The 14,767-nt window shown below is 75.1% G+C and carries 11 protein-coding genes; all 11 read right to left on the bottom strand.

The genetic code is table 11. From position 1 onward, the window contains the following. Nucleotides 1–69: 69 nt before the first annotated feature. Nucleotides 70–1,056: a methylmalonyl Co-A mutase-associated GTPase MeaB gene (meaB, locus tag ACIPXM_RS32690; RefSeq protein ID WP_401663034.1), complete on the bottom strand. Its 987-nt coding sequence runs from the start codon at nucleotides 1,054–1,056 to the stop codon at nucleotides 70–72. 6 nt (nucleotides 1,057–1,062) lie between these two features. Next, complete coding sequence (gene scpA, locus ACIPXM_RS32685; protein ID WP_401663032.1) at nucleotides 1,063–3,237, bottom strand: methylmalonyl-CoA mutase; 2,175 nt, start codon at nucleotides 3,235–3,237, stop codon at nucleotides 1,063–1,065. Continuing rightward, nucleotides 3,237–5,084: a methylmalonyl-CoA mutase family protein gene (locus tag ACIPXM_RS32680; RefSeq protein ID WP_401663030.1), complete on the bottom strand. Its 1,848-nt coding sequence runs from the start codon at nucleotides 5,082–5,084 to the stop codon at nucleotides 3,237–3,239. The genes scpA and ACIPXM_RS32680 overlap by 1 nt, the downstream gene beginning before the upstream one ends. Before the next feature lie 127 nt (nucleotides 5,085–5,211). Then, entirely contained in the window at nucleotides 5,212–5,778 is a 567-nt protein-coding gene (locus tag ACIPXM_RS32675; RefSeq protein WP_401663028.1) for a GNAT family N-acetyltransferase, read from the bottom strand. A 62-nt stretch (nucleotides 5,779–5,840) separates the two neighbouring features. Continuing rightward, nucleotides 5,841–7,541: a mucoidy inhibitor MuiA family protein gene (locus ACIPXM_RS32670; protein WP_401663026.1), complete on the bottom strand. Its 1,701-nt coding sequence runs from the start codon at nucleotides 7,539–7,541 to the stop codon at nucleotides 5,841–5,843. A 6-nt stretch (nucleotides 7,542–7,547) separates the two neighbouring features. After that, nucleotides 7,548–9,746: a DUF4139 domain-containing protein gene (locus ACIPXM_RS32665; protein ID WP_401663024.1), complete on the bottom strand. Its 2,199-nt coding sequence runs from the start codon at nucleotides 9,744–9,746 to the stop codon at nucleotides 7,548–7,550. A 183-nt stretch (nucleotides 9,747–9,929) separates the two neighbouring features. Next, on the bottom strand, nucleotides 9,930–10,457 hold the full coding sequence (locus ACIPXM_RS32660; RefSeq protein WP_401663130.1) for an NUDIX hydrolase family protein: 528 nt from the start codon (nucleotides 10,455–10,457) through the stop codon (nucleotides 9,930–9,932). Nucleotides 10,458–10,563: 106 nt separating this feature from the next. Further along, the gene (locus ACIPXM_RS32655; protein ID WP_401663128.1) at nucleotides 10,564–11,163 is read right to left on the bottom strand and encodes a CatB-related O-acetyltransferase; all 600 of its coding nucleotides are present in this window, start codon (nucleotides 11,161–11,163) and stop codon (nucleotides 10,564–10,566) included. A 232-nt stretch (nucleotides 11,164–11,395) separates the two neighbouring features. Beyond that, nucleotides 11,396–11,983 (bottom strand): TetR/AcrR family transcriptional regulator, encoded by a 588-nt coding sequence (locus tag ACIPXM_RS32650; protein WP_401663022.1) that lies wholly within the window; start codon nucleotides 11,981–11,983, stop codon nucleotides 11,396–11,398. 46 nt (nucleotides 11,984–12,029) lie between these two features. Continuing rightward, the gene (locus ACIPXM_RS32645) at nucleotides 12,030–12,935 is read right to left on the bottom strand and encodes an SDR family NAD(P)-dependent oxidoreductase (protein ID WP_401663020.1); all 906 of its coding nucleotides are present in this window, start codon (nucleotides 12,933–12,935) and stop codon (nucleotides 12,030–12,032) included. Nucleotides 12,936–13,102: 167 nt separating this feature from the next. Continuing rightward, nucleotides 13,103–14,500 (bottom strand): glycosyltransferase 87 family protein, encoded by a 1,398-nt coding sequence (locus ACIPXM_RS32640; RefSeq protein WP_401663018.1) that lies wholly within the window; start codon nucleotides 14,498–14,500, stop codon nucleotides 13,103–13,105. Between the last annotated feature and the right edge of the window lie 267 nt (nucleotides 14,501–14,767).

Here is a 14,767-nt window from a genome sequence, read left to right as displayed (position 1 = left end):
GCCCCGCCCGCCCCGCCCACCGGTCAACCGCGCACCGGTCAACCGCGCACCGGTCAACCGCTCGGCGGGTCAGCGCCGCCCGTCCCCGAACGCCGCCAGGATCCGCTCCGCCGCCAGCGTCGGCGTCAACGACCCCTCCCGCACCCGCCGTTCGACGTCCGGCGTGAGCTCCCGCACCGCCGGATCGGAGTGCAGCCGGGTGAGCAGCTCGTCACGGACCATCGACCAGGCCCAGTCGACCTGCTGGTCCCGGCGCCGGGCGTCCAGCCGCCCCGCCGCGTCGAGCAGCGTCCGGTGCTTCTCCAGGCGCTCCCACACCTCGTCGAGGCCCGTCGACTCCCGCGCGCTGCAGGTCAGCACCGGCGGCGTCCACACCGCCTCCCGGCCGTGCATCAGCCTGAGCGCGCCCGCGAGTTCACGCGCCGCGGCCCGGGCGTCGGTCTCGTGCGGACCGTCGGCCTTGTTCACCGCCACCACGTCGGCCAGCTCCAGGACACCCTTCTTGATGCCCTGCAACTGGTCGCCGGTCCGTGCCAGCGTCAGCAGCAGGAAGGAGTCGACCATGTTCGCCACGGTCGTCTCCGACTGCCCGACACCGACCGTCTCGACCAGCACCACGTCGTACCCGGCGGCCTCCATGACCACCATCGACTCCCGGGTCGCCTTGGCGACGCCGCCCAGCGTCCCCGCGCTCGGCGACGGCCGCACGAACGCCGCCGGATCGACCGCGAGGCGTTCCATCCGCGTCTTGTCGCCCAGGATCGAACCCCCGGTGCGGGTCGACGACGGGTCGACGGCGAGCACCGCCACCCGGTGCCCGAGCCCGGTCAGCATGGTGCCGAAGGCGTCGATGAAGGTCGACTTGCCGACCCCCGGCACCCCGCTGATCCCGATCCGCCGCGCCCGGCCGGTGTACGGCAGCAGCCGGGTCAGCAGCTCCTGGGCGAGCACCCGGTGGTCGGGCCGGGTCGACTCCACCAGGGTGATGGCCCGCGCGACCAGCGCGCGACGGCCGTCCCGTACACCCTTCTCGTACGTGTCGAGGTCGATGCCCATGCCCGGCTACAGCTCGTGGCCCAGGTCGGTGGCGAGCCGTCGCACCAGGTCGGCGGCGGCGTCCGGGATGACCGTGCCGGGCGGGAACACCGCGGCGGCGCCCATCTCCAGGAGCGTGGGCACGTCCTGCGGCGGGATCACCCCGCCGACCACGATCATGATGTCCTCCCGGCCCTCCGCGGCCAGCTCGTCCCGCAGCGCCGGGACGAGCGTGAGGTGACCGGCCGCGAGCGACGAGACGCCGACGATGTGGACGTCCGCCTCCACGGCCTGCCGGGCCACCTCGCCCGGGGTCTGGAACAGCGGGCCGACGTCGACGTCGAAGCCCAGGTCGGCGAAGGCCGTCGCGATCACCTTCTGGCCGCGGTCGTGCCCGTCCTGGCCCATCTTGGCGACCAGGATGCGCGGCCGCCGCCCCTCGGCCTCCTCGAACGCGTCGACGAGGGTGCGGGTGGTGGCGACGGTGGGGGACTCACCGGCTTCGTTGCGGTACACACCGGAGATCGTACGGATCTGGCTCGCGTGCCGCCCGTACACCTTCTCCAGCGCGTCCGAGATCTCGCCCACGGTCGCCTTCGCGCGGGCCGCGCGCACCGCCAGCTCCAGGAGGTTGCCCTCGCCGCCCGCCGCCCGGGTGAGATCGTCGAGCGCGCCCTGGCAGGCCCGCTCGTCGCGCTCCTCGCGCAGCCGCCGCAGCTTCTCCACCTGCCGGGCGCGCACCGAGGAGTTGTCGACCTTCAGCACGTCGATCTGCTCGTCGCCGTCCACCCGGTACTTGTTGACGCCGATCACCGGCTGACGGCCGGAGTCGATCCGCGCCTGGGTACGGGCCGCGGCCTCCTCGACCCGCAGCTTCGGGATGCCCGCGTCGATGGCCTGCGCCATGCCGCCGGCCGCCTCCACCTCCTGGATGTGCTGCCAGGCCCGGCGCGCCAGGTCGTAGGTGAGCCGCTCCACGTACGCGCTGCCGCCCCACGGGTCGATGACCCGGGTGGTGCCGGACTCCTGCTGGATCATCAGCTGGGTGTTGCGGGCGATCCGCGCCGAGAAGTCGGTCGGCAGCGCCAGCGCCTCGTCGAGCGCGTTGGTGTGCAGCGACTGGGTGTGCCCCTGGGTCGCCGCCATCGCCTCCACACAGGTGCGGGTGACGTTGTTGAACACGTCCTGCGCGGTCAGTGACCACCCCGAGGTCTGCGAATGGGTGCGCAGCGAGAGGGACTTGGCGTTCTTCGGGTCGAACTCCCTGACCAGCTTGGCCCACAGCAGCCGGGCCGCGCGCAGCTTCGCGACCTCCATGAAGAAGTTCATGCCGATCGCCCAGAAGAACGACAGGCGCGGCGCGAACGCGTCGACGTCGAGCCCCGCCGCCCGCCCGGCCCTGATGTACTCCACGCCGTCCGCGAGGGTGTACGCCAGCTCCAGATCGGCCGTCGCCCCCGCCTCCTGGATGTGGTACCCGGAGATCGAGATGGAGTTGTAGCGCGGCATGTTCCGCGAGGTGAAGGCGAAGATGTCGGAGATGATCCGCATCGACGGCTTCGGCGGGTAGATGTAGGTGTTGCGGACCATGAACTCCTTGAGGATGTCGTTCTGGATGGTCCCCGCCAGCTTCTCGGCCGGCACCCCCTGCTCCTCCGCCGCCACGATGTACAGCGCGAGCACCGGCAGCACCGCGCCGTTCATCGTCATCGACACCGACATCCTGTCCAGCGGGATGCCGTCGAACAGCGTCCGCATGTCGTAGATCGAGTCGATCGCGACCCCCGCCATGCCGACGTCGCCGGTCACCCGCGGATGGTCGCTGTCGTAGCCGCGGTGGGTCGGCAGGTCGAACGCGACCGACAGACCCTTCTGGCCGGCCGCCAGATTGCGCCGGTAGAAGGCGTTCGACTCCTCGGCCGTCGAGAAGCCCGCGTACTGCCGGATCGTCCACGGCTGGTTCACGTACATCGTCGGGTACGGGCCGCGCAGGAACGGCGTCACCCCCGGGTACGTGCCGAGGAAGTCGACGTCCTCCAGGTCACGGCCGGTGTACAGCGGCTTGACCGCGATGCCCTCCGGCGTCTCCCAGAGCAGGTCGTCCCCGCCCGAGGCCCGCTTGACGGCGGCCCGCCACTCCTCGGCGCTGCCCGCCGGGGACGGGGATCCCAGATCGATCCCGGTGAAGTCGGGGATTCCCATCAGGACACTCCCATGCGGTCGAGGGTGGCGGAGAGCACGGCGACGGCGTCGCACCCCGCGAAGACGTACGAGTCGGCGTCCGGGTACGCGGCGGGCCGGCCGGCCAGCGCCACGTGCCCGGCCCCGGCGGCGCGGAACGCGGCGGCCTCCTCGGCCGCCCGCTCCTCGTACACCGGATCGCTGGAACACAGACAGACCTCGGTCGCGCCGCTGTCCGCGAACGCGCCCTCGGTGACCGGCTCGATGCCACCGGCCTGGAACAGATTCGCGGCGAACGTCAGCCGCGCGGTGTGCGCCGCCGCCGGGCCGAGCGCGGCGAGGAACACCCGGGGACGCGCCCCGGTCGCCGCCAGATGCGCGTCCGAACGGGCGCGCAGCACCTCGTACGCCTCGTCGCGCCGCACCCGCGGCAACCCGCCACCGATACCGGAGCCCGTGACAGTGCCGGGGCCGGGCACCTCCGGGAACGGCTCACGCACCACCGGCTTCTCCGCGAGCAGCGGGAACTCGCTCACCCCGGTGATCGGCTCGCGGCGCTTCGCCAGCGCCTTCGACCGCTCCGCCCAGGTCGCGGCCAGCCGCTCCCCGGCCCAGCCCGACCGCAGCACCGCCGCCTGCCCGCCCCGCCGCTCGATCTCCTGGAAGAACTCCCAGGCCGCGGCGCTCAGTTCGTCGGTCAGCGACTCCACGTACCAGGAGCCGCCCGCCGGGTCGATCACCCGCGCCAGATGCGACTCCTCGATCAGGATCGTCGAGGTGTTCCGGGCGATCCGGCGCGCGAACCCGTCCGGCAGACCGAGCGCGTGGTCGAACGGGTGCACCGTCACCGACTCGGCCCCGCCCACCCCCGCCGCCAGGGTGGCGACCGTGGTACGCAGCATGTTCACCCACGGATCACGCGCCGACATCATCACCGACGAGGTCACCGCGTGCTGGAGCTGCGCCCCCGCCGCGGGCGCCCCGCACGCCTCCGCCACCCGCGCCCACAGCCGCCGGGCGGCCCGCAGCTTCGCGATCGTGAGGAACTGGTCGGCCGTCGCCGCGTACCGGAACTCCAGCTGCCCCAGGGCCTGTTCGACCGAGAGCCCGCCCCGGGTCAGCGCCCGCAGATAGGCCACCCCGGTCGCCAGCGAGGAACCCAGCTCCTGCGCCGCCGAACCGCCGGCCTCGTGGTACGGCAGGGCGTCCACCGCCAGCGCCCGCACCCCCGGGTACGCCTCGGCGCACAGCCGGGCGAGCGCCACCGTGGCGGCGAAGGCGTCGCCGTCGTACGCCGCGCCGGTCCGCGCCTCGGTGCCCAGCGGGTCCGCGCCGAGGTTGCCGCGCGCCGCCTCCGGGGCCACCCCGCGCCGCTCGTACAGCGCGAACAGCTCCTCGGCCGCCGCCGAGGTCTCCGCCCCGGCGTCCAGCACCACCGGCGCCAGATCGAGGTACACCCCCGTGAGCACCCGGTCGAGGTCCCCGAGCGGGATGCCGCCAGGGCCCACCGCGAGCCACAGCGAGGTGACCCCGTTCTCCAGGTCCGTCAGGACCGCCTCGGGGTCGGCGGCGCGATGCCGCTGGCGCACGTCCCAGCCGCTCGCCGTGTTCCCCTCCGCGCGGCCCGCCCTGACGAACGGGGCGAAACCGGGCAGGCCCGGATCGGGCGCGGCGTCGGCGGCGGTGTACAGCGGACGGGCCCGCAGCCCGTCCTCCAGGGCGGTGGACAAGGCGTCCTCCGCCTCGCTCTCGGGCACGTCCTTGCCCGCCTTGCCCAGTACGCCCGCCACCAGACGCCGCCAGTGCGCGTGGGTCGCTGCGGGGAACTCGGCAGCCAGCGAAAGAGCGTCGTCAGGCAGTACAGTCATGCCCGGATGCTAGCCAGCGTCACAAAGGAGCAGCAGGCTGATCAGCTGTGACCTTGACCTCTCCGGACGGCCCTTGATCCGCACCGCACTCCGTGCTCGGCTCCGCGCTGACCTCAGCTAACCCGGTTCAGCAGCCCATCACCGGCCGCCCGGCGAGCGACGGATGAGCAGGACCGAGGAACACCACGGCCGACGGACCGTCACCCGGCCGGGGGAACACCGTCTGGCGCCACCCCTGATGGCGGAAGAACGCCAGCGCCCGCGCGTCCCGGTGGTCCGGCGCCGCCCACACCCGGTCGTCGAGCGCCGGGACCGTCAGCGTCGCCAGGATCCGCCGCGCGACCCCGTGCCCGCGCGCCACCGGCGCCACCACGAGCTCCGTCACCCGCACCGCCCCGGCCAGCCATTCCTGCGCCCGGCCGTCCCCGAGCAGCGGCTCCCCGGCGTACGGGTCCGGCGTGCGGACCGCCGTACCGAACCCGCACAGCAGACTGTCCGCCCGCGCCGTCACCGCCAGGAACCCGGGCACCCGCGCCGCCTCCGCGAGCCCGGCCGCCCACGTGCCGCCGCCCGGCCAGGCCGCGCCGCCCTGCCCCGGCACCCGGCCCGGCTCCGCCAGCCGCCGCAGCTGGACCAACTCGTCGACCAGACCGAGCGCCGACTCACCGGCATGGACCGTCGTCCTGATGTCCATCGCGCACCCTCTCCGTGACCGCCCGTACCGCCCCCGTACCGCCCCCGATCGTAGACACCGGTCTACAGGCCGGTGGTGCCGCTCTTCGCCACGATCTCGTACGACAACGTCACCGTCCGCCGCCCGCCCGGCGGCACCGGCACCTCCCAGCGCACGATGCCGTCCTCGTCGACCGCGTCCGGCATCGGCGAGCACTGCTCCTCGCGCAGGTTCACCCGCACCGCCGCCACCTCGGACACCGGGATCCGCTCCCGCACCGTCACCACCTGGTCGCCCAGCTCCCCGGGCGCCGAAAGCCGCGACAGATGCACCCGCACCGTGTGCCCGATGACCGTCCGCTGCGCGAACCCGGCCGTCGCCCGCGACTCCTCCGCCCGGCGCACCACCCGGTAGTCGTCGTCGCTGCCGAACGCCAGCTCGGCGGGCGCGCCGGGCGCCGTGAAGTCCAGCGTCGCCCGCCCGGTGAACCCGCTCGACCTGACCAGATCGACCGGACCGGCGAGCAGCGCGTGCCCCGACCGGTTGTCGAACCGCACCACCCGCGTCACCAGCGGCGACAGCTCCGGCGCGCTGATGTGCCGGGCCGCCGCGGGGACCGTGAACGCGCTGACCGGCACCCGGTGCGCCCGCCCGTCCCCGGCCACCCGCACCGGGGCCGCGGCCGCCAGGACCCGGGTCTCACCGCCGTCGTCGACGCCGGGCAGGCCCTGCACCGGCAGCGGCCCGAGCGTCGCCGTGGCCTCCTCGCGCACCTCGATGTCGACCGCCCGGCGTTCGGCGGCCGACCGGTCCTCCAGGACCAGCCGGTCCTCGGTCAGCCGCGGCGGTTCCGTCGCCCGCCCGGACCTGGCCGTCGACAGCGTCAGCCGTACGTCCGTCCAGTCCTCGCCGGTCCGCTGCCAGACCACCGCGTCGGTCTCCAGGGACAGCGATGGACCGTCGAGCACGGCCCGGTACGCCGGCCGCCACAGCGCGCACGGCGTGAGATGGCTCAGCCGCAGCTCCACCGGGCCCGCCACGGCCGCCTCGACCGTCAGCTCGACAACGGCGGTCAGCTCGGCGGGCGGCACCTCCGCCGCCATCAGCGCGTCCACCGTCGCGTCCGACTCCTCGGCGAGCGCCCGCAGTCCGGACTCGACCGTCTGGAACTCCTCGTTGCAGACGTCGCGTTCACGGTCGATCCGGTCGAGCTCCGCGGTCCACCGCGCACTGTCCGGCACACCCGCCCCGACGCCCTCGGCGATGTCCCGGAGCAGATCGGCCGCGAGCCGCCCGAGCAGCACGAGCCGGGTGGTCAGCCGGTCCCTGCGCTGTCCGAGCACCGTCCGCTCCGCCTCCAGCGCGTCAAGCCGCCGCACCAGCGCCGAGTCCTGGTCGCGGACCCCCGGCCCGTGCGGCCGCCACTCCCGCGCCAGCCGCACGTCGAGCACCGACGCGGCCGCCGCCGCGCCACCGTCCCCGCCCCGCGCCGACGGGACCGGGACCGGGAGCAGCTCGGCGTGCAGGGTCCGGTCGACGGCGAGCGCGCTGACCGGCCCGAGCCGCACCCGCCGTACCCCCGCGTCGAGTTCGAGCCGGACGGTCCGCTCGACCAGGGCGCGGTCCTCCATGCAGGTCACCGCGGTGACCTGCAGCGGCAGCGGGTCAGCGGCGGGCGGACGGCCGGTCCCGGCAGCCCCGCCGGTCCCGGCGCCGGTGGTCCCGGTGTTCCCTCTGCTCCCGGTTGTCCCGGTGTTCCCGGTGGTGTTCGGTTCCGTGGTCATCCGGTGTCAGCTCCTCTGCTCGCCACGGGCCGGCGTCTTGCCCGCCGGAATGCGGATCTCGTAGGCGCCGTCGAGCGCGACCGAACCGCCCGCGGGCAGCTCCACCCGCCACAACCGGGTCCCCGGCGCGTGCTCCACGGCCTCGGTGCCTTCGGCGCCCTCGGGGGCGCCGTCGTCCCGGGTCGCGGTCTCGGGCGCGACCCAGTCGGCCCGTTCCTGGATCCGGGCGTCCGGCTCCGTGGTCACCGGCACCCGTTCGCGCACCTCGACCGTCACCGGCCGGGCGAGCGTGTTGGCCAGCTCGACCCGCACCCGGTGCTCGAACACCGTGGTGCCGCCGCGCAGCCCCGCCGACGACTCGTGCCGCTGGAGCCGCCGGGTCACCCGGACGCCCTCGGCGGGACCGAGCCCCACCCGCCGCACGTCCCCGGCCCCGAGCGTCGGCAGCACCGCGCTCACCAGGAGTCCGTCGGCGCCCGCCACCTCCACACCCCCGGCGAGCAGCGCCTGCCCGGTGGTGTTGGTGAGCACCACGGTCGCGTACACCGTCTGCTCCACGGCGGGCACCGTCACGTACTCGGTGCGCACCCCGACCGGGATCTCGCCGACCGTGACGGTGTGCCAGACGCCGTCGGACGGGATGTCCGCGCGCGCCGCGGCGTCGTACCGGTGGTCGAACGACCCCGCCGACTCCCGGGGCCGCACCGCGCCCCGCGGCAGCGGCAGCCGGGCCAGGTCCGCCGCGCGCCCCCGGGTCCGATCCGTCGACGGCGCGACGGCGGGAAACAGCCGTCCCCGTCGTGCGGCGCTCTCGTCGGGGCCGCTCAGCACCAGGGACGCGTAGTCGAGTTCGTCCTCGCGCGGCTGCGGCGGCCCGGGCACCGGGGCGAGCGAGGGCATGGAGGGGGCCGGGGCCGGGGCCGAGGGCGGGGACGGGGGAGCGGCGGAGCGCGACGCGGCCCGGTAGGCCGTGGTCAGCTCGGGCACCCCATCTGACGCTCCGCCGTACGCCGCACCGGGGCCGGACGGGGCCGCCGCCGGAGCGGGCGGCAGCGGCGCGGACCCCGGCGGCGCCGGGACCGAGCCGGGCGCCGGGAGCGAGGCGAGTGCCGGAGCGCCGCCACCGGCCCCCGGCCGTCCGGCCACCGCGCGCGACCGCGCGGCGGCGGGCCCGGGCACCGGCCGAGGCGGCTGCGCGGGCGCCGGAGCGCTCGCCGCGCCCGCCACCGCCACCACCCCCTCAAGAGCGGGCCGCCGCACGGCAGGTGGCGGACCGGCCTCGTCGTACCCCGCGAACAGGCCGTCGAGCCCCGCCGGAGGCTCCCGCCACCCGGCGGGGGCGGCCGGCGGACCGCTGCGCCCGAGCCGGATCGACGCCAGCTTCGGCAGCTCCGTACGGCGCCGCAGATCGGCCGTGGCGAATGCGATCCGTACGCCCGTCCAGTCCTCGCCGGTGCACTGGGCGACCGACGCCCGCAGCACCAGGCGGCCCTCTTCGGCGCCGTCACCCCGCCCGTACGCCAGCCGGTACGCCGGTACCCACAGCGCCTCCGGGACGCCGTACTCGAGCGCGAGCCCGACCTCCCGTCCGGCCGGTCCCTCCAGCGCGAGCACCGCGGTCAGCGCCGTGGCCACGTGCGGCGACGGCACATCGGTCGAAGCGGCGGCCAGCCGTCCCTCGGCGACGCTCAACGCGTGCTCGGCCTGGTTGAGTTCGGTGTCGAGCCGGGTCAGTCCGGCGTGCAGCCCGGTCAGCCGCTGCTCGATGAAGTCGGTCAGCTCCAGCCACGCCGCCACCGGAGTGCGCCGGTGCGGCTCGTCCTCCCGGGGCGGTGGCGGTACGGGGCGCAGCGCGGCGACCTCCTCGATCACCCCCGATTGCCGGTTGCGGCGCGCCCGCGCCGCCTCGACGGCCTGCCGCAGCCGGGTCACCTCGGCCCGCAACGGGTCCCGCGCCGTGTCGTCCACGACCGGCGCGGCCGCCAGTTCCACCCGCGCCCCGGTGACCCGGACGCCGTCCCCGTCGACCACGCGCACGCGCAGCGAACCGGCCTCGACCGTCCGCGGCAGCCCGCTGACCCGGACCCGTCCGTCGGCCGGCACCGCACCCCGCGCCACCCGGGTGCACAACGCGCCCCGGGCGTAGACCACGACCTCGTCGAGAACCGAGTCCCAGCTGTCCTCGTGTCGCTCTTCCCCGTTCAAACGACCCCCCGCCACGAATGGTCCTGACGATCAGGACCGTCCGTGACGCACCCTACGCGGAGGGTGCGGCGGCACCGGCCGGATTATCGGGAGAGACGGCCGGACGGTGCCCGTACTCCCGCTGGTCGGGCGGTGCCGGAGTCGAGCTGAGGGGTCATCAGAAGAGGCCGCCGGAAGACGTCGTCAGAAGGCGAGTCCCACATGGGCGAGCGCCTGCCGCAGGAGCGCCCCGTGGCCGCCCGGCATCTCGCTCTGCACCGCGTGCGAGGCCGCCTCCTGCGGGGTGAACCACACCAGGTCGAGGGCGTCCTGCCGGGGGCGGCAGTCGCCGGTGACCGGCACGACGTAGGCGAGGGACACCGCGTGCTGGCGTGGGTCGTGGAACGGCGTTATCCCCGCCGTGGGGAAGTACTCGGCGACCGTGAACGGCTGGAGGGCCACCGGGATCCGGGGCAGCGCCACCGGCCCGAGGTCCTTCTCCAGGTGCCGCAGCAGCGCGTCCCTGATCCGCTCGTGGTGCATCACGCGGCCGGACACCAGCGTGCGGCTGATCGTGCCGTCGGCCCCGATCCGCAGCAGCAGTCCGATGCTGGTGACTTCGCCGCTGTCGTCGACCCGTACGGGCACGGCCTCGACATAGAGGATGGGCATCCGGGCCCTGGCCACGTCCAACTCGTCCGTGGTCAGCCAGCCGGGCGTGGTCTCGGTCATATCAGACATCGCTTGATCATACTTTCCGGGCGTGGCTTCCGCCCAGGACTCGGGGACACGTGTCGACCGGCCGTGGTGGGGGACGGTGGTGTCAGGGGGGCGGGGTTCAGGGGGCGGCGGCGACCAGGTCGTCGACGCTGCCCGACATCACCGTACGGACATGCCGGGTCAGATGCTCCAGCGGCCAGTCCCACCACGCCGCGTCGAGCAGCCGTGCGACGTCCGCCGCGTCGTACCGGGTCCTGAGCAGCCGGGCCGGGTTGCCGCCCACGATGCCGTAGTCGGGCACGTCGGCCGTCACCACGGACCCGGTGGCGACGATCGCGCCGTGCCCGATCCGCACTCCCGGCATGACGGTCACGCCGTTCCCGAACCAGACGTCGTTGCCGACGACCGTGTCGCCCCGCCCGGGCAGCCCGGTGAGCAGGTCGAAGTGGTCGGACCAGGACCCGCCCATGGTGGGGAAGGGGAAGGTGGACGGGCCGTCCATCCGGTGGTTCGCGCCGTTCATGAGGAAGCGGGTGCCGGTGCCCAGCGCGCAGAACCGGCCGATCACGAGCCGCTCGGGCCCGTAGTGGTACAGCACGTTGCGGGTCTGAAACGCCGTCGGATCGTCCGGGTCGTCGTAGTACGAGAACTCCCCGACCTCGATCAGCGGCGAGGTCACCAGCGGCTTCAGGAGCACCACCCGTGGCTGCCCCGGCATCGGGTGCAGGACCGTGGGATCGGCCGCGAGGAGCGGTGATCCGGGCCCGGCACCCGGGTCGGCACCCGCTTCGGCCTCGGTGCCGGGGGTGGGGGTGGGTTCGGGCGTGGGCATGACGGACGCCTCCTCGGGGGTACGGCGACGGGTCCGGGGACCGCCCATGATCCCCCAAAGCACCCGCCCCGTCCCCCGGGTTTCCCCACCGGGGGACGGGACGCGGTCCGACGCGGCCTCAGTCCCGCCGGTCCGGCGCCCGCAGTCCGCCGAGCAGCATGCCGAGGTACCGGTGCGCCGTGGCCACCCGGTCCGGGTCCCCGGTGCCCGGCCCGTGCACCTCCACCGCGTACGCGACCCCGCACATCAGCGGCATCAGATCCGCCGCCGTGACCCCGGGGCGCAGCACCCCGGCGTCCCTGGCCCGTTCGAACAGGATTCCGCCGGTCTCCCGCAGCGCCGCCTTGAGCTCGGTGGTGCGGGGCAGCGCGTCGGCGCCCGCGGCGGTCACCGGGGCGAGGGCGGCGTCGCCTACCTGCGCCTCGACCGTACGGGCGAGGAAGCCCTCGAAGCCGCGCCAGGGGTCCGGATCGGCGACCGCCGCCGCCCCGTACGCCGCCAGGGCCTCAAGACTCGGCGCGGCGACGGTCTCCAACAGGGCCTCGGGGGTGGCGAAGTGCCGGTACACGGTGCCCACCCCGACGCCCACCCGCTTGGCCACGTCGTTGAGCTGCAACGGGGTGCCCTCGTCGACGAGCGCGCGCGCCACGGCGACGATCCGGTCCCAGTTGCGGGCCGCGTCCTTGCGCAGCGGTGTCGTCGTCATGCCGCGAGTCTACGAGTCCCCGCACGCGCCCCCGGTGCCCGGAGCCTCAGGCTCCGGTCCTGGCCGTGACCGGCGCGTGCCGCTCGCCGAGCCGCCGTACGGCCGCGGCGAGCTCCGGCCGGGTGGCCGCCCGGAACGGTGCCACCGGCACCGCGTCGGGTCCGATCACCACGCCGGTACGTCCGGCCAGGGCCGGATCGGTCGCCGCGACGATCGACGGCCGGGCCGCCACCGACGCGGGCCCCGACGTCGACCGCGCGAACTTGCGCCGTACCAGCGGCCAGATCAGCCGCAGCCCCGGCGACACGATCCGCGGATCGGTGAGCGTCCCGTCGGTCATGGCGGTGGCGGCGCCGCCCGGGTCGGCCGCGAACACCGAGACGCCCGTCTCCGCCAGCCGGGCGGCGAGGTCGAGGGTGTGGACCAGGTGGGCCAGCTTGGCCCGCCCGTACCAGTGGAAGCCGTAGTAGCCGCCGGGCGGTTCGGCGGCGTCGAAGACCGGCCTGGCGAGCCCGACCGCGCCGGAGGTCACGTTCACGATCCGGCTCGGCGCGCCCGACGCGAGCGTCGGCAGCAGCGACTCCGTGAGCAGATAGGGGGAGAGGTGGTTGACGACGAACGACGCCTCGACGCCGTCGATGTCGCGGCGCTCGGGGAACATCGCCCCGACGTTGTTCACCAGGACCGACAACGGGTCGCCGGAGGCGGCGTGTTCGGCCGCGAGGCGCTCGGCGAGCGCCCGTACCCGGTCGAGCGAGGAGAGGTCGGCGGCCAGGAACCGGGCCCGCTGCGCCGGTCCGGCCGCGTCGATCAACTCGACGGCGCGGGCGCCGCGTTCGGCATCGCGCCCGATCACGGTCACCGCGTAGCCGGCCTCGGCCAGACCGATCGCGGTCTCCAGGCCGATGCCACCGGTCCCGGCCGTGACGACGGCCGTGCGCTTGCTGTTCATAGGTGTCCACCCCTGCGGTCGGTACGGAAGCGATCCGGACCGGCGCGACGTGACGGGACGCGGGTCGTGTCGGTCCGGATCGAGAAGCAGCTCGATGCGATCGATTCGGATAGGTCATCCGTTTCGATCCGCCGAAACCGTACCACGCATACGGATGACCTATCCGCTTATGGCTTCCCGGCCCGCTCATACGGCACTTGGCGCCCCGCCGCGCCCCGCCCGGCCCGCACCCACCACCCCACGCCCGCCGCGACCGCCGCGGCCCCCCACACCACCGGCATCACCCAGCTCGCGAGCACAGGACCCGCGAGATAGGCCACCGCGCCCGCCACCGGCACCCCCAGCCACTCCGCGCGCCCGTCCAGGGCCACCAGGGCGATCAGCAGCAGCGCGTACCACGAATAGCCCGGCGTGAGCAGCAGGAACGCCACCCCGGTCGTCACCAGGGCGCCACGCCACGGCCGTTCGGCGTCCCCGCGCACCAGAACCCGGAGCGACACCAGCGCGACACCGGCCAGCGCGGCGGGCAGCGCCAGGCCGTCCGGCAGCACGAGCCGCAGCAGCACGTACCGGCCGCCGGCCGCCGCGTCGTCGTACCCCTCCTCCTGCGCGTACCCGCCGAGATAGCCGAGCACCGACCCCTGGGAGAGCAGCACGTACGGCAGATACAGCGCCCCGACGACCCCGGCCGCCGCCCCGAGCACCGCCGCCACCCGCCGCGGCGCCGCACGCCGGTCACGCCGGTCGGCGCCGTCGAGCGCCCGCGGCCACACCCCGGACAGCGCCCCCGGAAGCAGCACCGCGGGCAGCATCTTCGCCGCGATCCCGAGCCCGATCAGCGCGCCCCCGACCCCAGGGCGCCGGGCCACCACCACAAGGCCCGCCACCCCGAACAGCACCGCAAGCACATCGACATGGGCGTTGTTCACCCCCTCCACCGGCACGGCGGGGCACCACGCCCACCACGCCGCCCGGCGCGGGTCGCCGCCCCGCCGCCGCAGCGCCCCCACCAGCAGCCCGGTGACCGCGAGGGCGAGCACGGCGCCGCCCGTCTGCAGCGCCTTGTGGCGGACGCCGTCCGGCGAGACGGCGTGCACCAGAAGGAACCAGCCCTCGGCGGCGGGCGGGTAGATGGTGTGCACGGCGGGCCGGTTGATCCGGGTGCACCGCCCGTCGCCGAGCCCGGCGAGATCGCGGCCCCGCGCGCAGGTGTCGGCGTCGGGGAACAGCCAGGCGTCGCGCAGCGGGCGCAGTTCGGCGTCGGCGGGAGCGTGGTCGTACGGCGAGATCCCGGCGGCCTGCACCCGCCCGTCCCAGGCGTAGCGGAACGAGTCCGTGCTGGTACGCGGCGGCCCGGCGAGCCCCGTCACGGTGACGGCGACCGCCCCCGCGAGCAGCAACGGCACCACCGCCCGCCGGGGCACCCGCCACAACGCCGCCACGGCAGCCACGAACAACGCCCAGGCCCACCCGTACCCGGCGAGGAAACCCACCCCGCGCCGCTCCGCGCCGAGCAGCCCGCCGAGCACCGCGGCCAGCGCCGCGAGCAGCACCGAGGCCACCACGACGGCGAGGACACCGCGCCCCCGGGCCCGCCCCCGCGCCCTCGGCGGCGGTGCGGCCCACGACGGAACCCGGGTGCCCGACCGGCTCGCGGGACCGGGAGGTCCGGCTCGCCCGGCCGGGGGTACGGGAACGGGACCAGGAACGGGGACAGGAACGGGGACAGGGGTGGGCTCAGGTACGTGGGGCATGGCCGCAGCCTGCCAGCGCCGCACGGGGCCATCCGACCGACCGGGCGGGGCGTTCGGGTTTCGTAAGGTGTCGGACCC

Origin of the sequence: Streptomyces sp. NPDC090025, from assembly GCF_044748125.1 — a bacterium.
GTDB lineage: Bacteria > Actinomycetota > Actinomycetes > Streptomycetales > Streptomycetaceae > Streptomyces.
Note: the sequence above shows the minus strand (reverse complement) of the source record. Positions and strands in the feature narration are given on the sequence as shown.

What these genes read in the sequence shown, in the direction of transcription:
- meaB (WP_401663034.1), bottom strand. Translation starts at nt 1,056, where the DNA reads ATGGGCATCGACCTCGACACGTACGAGAAGGGTGTACGGGACGGCCGT.
- scpA (WP_401663032.1), bottom strand. Translation starts at nt 3,237, where the DNA reads ATGGGAATCCCCGACTTCACCGGGATCGATCTGGGATCCCCGTCCCCG.
- ACIPXM_RS32655 (WP_401663128.1), bottom strand. Translation starts at nt 11,163, where the DNA reads ATGCCGGGGCAGCCACGGGTGGTGCTCCTGAAGCCGCTGGTGACCTCG.
- ACIPXM_RS32650 (WP_401663022.1), bottom strand. Translation starts at nt 11,983, where the DNA reads ATGACGACGACACCGCTGCGCAAGGACGCGGCCCGCAACTGGGACCGG.
- ACIPXM_RS32660 (WP_401663130.1), bottom strand. Translation starts at nt 10,457, where the DNA reads ATGACCGAGACCACGCCCGGCTGGCTGACCACGGACGAGTTGGACGTG.
- ACIPXM_RS32680 (WP_401663030.1), bottom strand. Translation starts at nt 5,084, where the DNA reads ATGACTGTACTGCCTGACGACGCTCTTTCGCTGGCTGCCGAGTTCCCC.
- ACIPXM_RS32670 (WP_401663026.1), bottom strand. Translation starts at nt 7,541, where the DNA reads ATGACCACGGAACCGAACACCACCGGGAACACCGGGACAACCGGGAGC.
- ACIPXM_RS32675 (WP_401663028.1), bottom strand. Translation starts at nt 5,778, where the DNA reads ATGGACATCAGGACGACGGTCCATGCCGGTGAGTCGGCGCTCGGTCTG.
- ACIPXM_RS32645 (WP_401663020.1), bottom strand. Translation starts at nt 12,935, where the DNA reads ATGAACAGCAAGCGCACGGCCGTCGTCACGGCCGGGACCGGTGGCATC.